This is a genomic window from Streptomyces sp. NPDC057654 (genome assembly GCF_042800135.1).
GTDB lineage: Bacteria > Actinomycetota > Actinomycetes > Streptomycetales > Streptomycetaceae > Streptomyces.
Genome location: NZ_JBHVHQ010000979.1, coordinates 1 through 3,025, shown reverse-complemented (window position 1 = coordinate 3,025; position 3,025 = coordinate 1). Strand labels below are relative to the sequence as shown.

The following is a 3,025-nucleotide window of genomic DNA, read 5'->3' as shown; positions in this document are numbered from 1 at the left end:
AGCCCCGGCCCGAGACGCGCGAGGCCCCCGAGGGCGACGCCGACCTCGTCGAGCGGCCCGGCCCCGCGCTCTCCGGCTGGTGGGCGGTCTTCGTCGGGCTGCTGGCCCTCGGCGGCTCCGGCTGGCTGCTGTGGCGCGTGGGCGTCCTGCCGGAAGCGGCCCTGAAGGCCGTCCGGCTGCCGGTCCACGAGCGTACGGACGTACGGCCCTGGGAGTGGGCGGCCGTCGCGGCGGGCGGTGTGGTCGCGCTGCTGGCCTTCGGCGGGCTGACCCGCGGCCGGGTGGGCTGCGCCTGGGTGCTGTCGCTGTTCGGCCGGTACCGGGGGAGCGTGCGGCGCACCGGGCTGGTGTGGATCAGCCCGCTGGTGCTGCGCCGCCGGGTGGACGTACGGCTGCGGCACTGGCGCAGCGAGCCCATGGTCGCCGTGGACGCCAAGGGCGTCGCGCTGCGGGTCGTGGTCCTGGTGGTGTGGCGGGTGCGCGACACCGCGCGGGCCACGCTCTCGGTCGACGACTACGCCGGCTATCTGAGCGAGCAGGTCGAGGCGGCCATGGCTCGCGTCCTGTCCCAGCTCCCGGCGGACGCCTTCCACGACGACGCGCCGACGCTGCGCGACGCGGAGGCCGTCGGCGACGCGCTGACCCAGGTCCTCTCCGACCAGGTCCGCTCCATCGGCGTGCAGGTCTTCTCGGCGCAGCCGACGCGGATCGAGTACGCGCCGGAGGTCGCGGCGGCGATGCAGCGCAGCCAGATCGCGGCCATCGACGCCAAGCACCGCGACTCGGTGCTGACGTCGGTGGTGGACGCGGTGGACGACACCGTCAGCAGGCTGACCGCGCGGGGGCTCGTGGAACTGGACGACTACGAACGCAAGGCGCTGGTCAAGGACCTGACCGTCGCCTTCTACACGGCGCGCGGCAACTCGGCCGCCAAGCACTGAGCCGAGCACTGAGCTGCGCTCTGTGCCGAGCGTCCAGCTGCCGAGCGAACAGGCGGCCATGGGCCGCGACACCTGGAGAAAGGCGGTAAAGAGTGCGTACACCGGCATTCAGCGAGGAGATACCGACCGACTGCGCGTGCGCGTTCTGCACGGGCGCGGCGGTCGAGTCGGCACGGCGCAACGGCGGCACCCCGCAGCGGTGCACGGTGCGCGGCGCCATCGCGGCGGCGGTGGGGGCCGCGGCCCTGGTCGGCGCGGGGGCGGGAACGGCCGCGGCCGAACCGGCGCCGAGCCACGCGGGCTGGGACGGGTCCAAGTACTGGTACAAGGACGGCAGCGGCTGGTGGCGCTGGACGAGCCACTACGACAAGTACAAGGCGCACGGGGGCGGTTCGACCGCTTCGTCGTCGTCTTCTTCTTCCTCTTCGTCGGCCGGGCGCTCGACTGCGGGCCACTCCACCAACCCCACGTTCCGGGGCAAGTCGGGCTGGGACTCCACGGACCGGGTGTACTGGTACCAGAAGAACGGCAGCTGGTGGTGGACGAGCCACCAGGACAGATACGAGCGGTACGCGGGCGGCTCGCAGTCCAGCGGCTCCTCGTCCTCGTCGTCGTCCGCCTCCTCCTCTTCGTCGGCCGGCCACAACTCCAACCCCACCTTCCGGGGCCGGTCGGGCTGGGACTCCACGGACCGGGTGTACTGGTACCAGAGCAACGGCAGCTGGTGGTGGACGAGCCACAAGGACCGCTACGAGGCGCGTACCGGGAAGTCCGGGGGCTCCTCTTCCCAGGGCTCCGGCTCCAGCTCGGGGTCGCACGGCGGTTCCGGCTCGGGGTCCGCCACCTCCGGGCACGGCACGGAGGCCGCGATCTCGTACGCCATGGCGCAGCTCGGCGACCCCTACGTCTGGGGCGGCAACGGCCCGAACGCCTGGGACTGCTCCGGCCTCGTCCAGCAGGCGTACCGCCGGGCGGGCATCAGCCTGCCGCGCGTCGCCGACGACCAGTACCGCGCGTCCAAGAAGATCTCGCGCGGCGAGCTGCGCCGGGGCGACCTCGTCTTCTGGTCCAGTGACGGATCGGTGTCCGGCATCCACCACGTGGCGATCTATCTGGGCGGCAGCCAGTACTTGGAGGCGCCGCGACCGGGGAAGACGGTCCGTATCTCCTCGTTCGCCTACTACAACCCGAACATGTACGGCCGCGTCGGCTGACGAGTGGTGTGGACCGGTTCCATCGACGAAAGGTTGCTCGCAGTGGCCACGACAGCGAACCGCACTCTGATGCTGGAGCTCCTCCCCGGCCCCGGGGAGGCGGGCCGCCCGCCCATCCCGGTGCTCGGCCGCTTCAGCTATCGCAGTGACCGCCCGTACGAGGTCGCCGTCGTCTTCTCCTGCCGGGGCGAGACGGTCGCGAGCTGGTTCTTCGCCCGCGAGCTGCTGCTGGGCGGGGCGCGGGGCCGGGTCGGCGAGGGCGATGTGTCGGTGTGGCCGGTCCACGGCCGGGGGTGCCCCGCGCGGGTGCACCTTCAGCTCAGCGGGGACGAGGGGCGCTGCGTGCTGGCGGTGCGCGCGGCGGACCTCGCCGACTGGACGGCCGAGACGACGCGGCTGGTGCGGCCGGGTACGGAGCACCGCCACCTGGATCTCGACGCGGAGGTGGCGCGGCTGCTGGAGGGCACTCGCCCGTGAGGGCGGCGGATTGATCGAAAGCGATCGATTGATGGAACCTCTGGTGCCTCTCGGACGTTTGGGGTGAGTGGGACGATAGGGATGGCTGGTACGAGAGGGATGGCCGCAATGACGACCGCGATCGAGACCGCGCCGCAGGACCCGCGCCTCCACGGGTTCCTGCCGCCGCGCACACCCGTACGCTCCATGATCGGCACGTGGGTGCGGCTGGACGCGCTCGCGGCCGGGGCCGCCGCCGCCCCCGACCGCGGCGTCGCCCGCGACCTGGTCGAACGGGCCGCCCGCGAGGGCGACCTGGCGGCGCTGCGGGTCCGCGTCTCCCGGCTGTCGCCGCGCAACGCCGAGGCCGCGGGGATGCGGGTGGCGGTCATCGCGGCGGCCTGCGGGTGGGCC

The 3,025-nt window shown here is 73.1% G+C and carries 3 protein-coding genes and 1 pseudogene; all 4 read left to right on the top strand.

The window, feature by feature from the left end:
• On the top strand, window positions 1-941 hold a 941-nt coding region (locus tag ACFU99_RS39190), incomplete at its 5' end, for an SPFH domain-containing protein (protein ID WP_384402174.1).
• A 92-nt stretch (window positions 942-1,033) separates the two neighbouring features.
• A complete protein-coding gene (locus ACFU99_RS39185) occupies window positions 1,034-2,155 on the top strand; it encodes a C40 family peptidase (RefSeq protein WP_384402171.1) in 1,122 nt (373 codons plus the stop codon).
• A gap of 42 nt (window positions 2,156-2,197) precedes the next feature.
• The gene (locus tag ACFU99_RS39180; protein WP_384402168.1) at window positions 2,198-2,632 is read left to right on the top strand and encodes an SsgA family sporulation/cell division regulator; all 435 of its coding nucleotides are present in this window, start codon (window positions 2,198-2,200) and stop codon (window positions 2,630-2,632) included.
• Between the two features lie 108 nt (window positions 2,633-2,740).
• Window positions 2,741-3,025: pseudogene (locus tag ACFU99_RS39175) on the top strand (hypothetical protein); the annotation flags it as partial.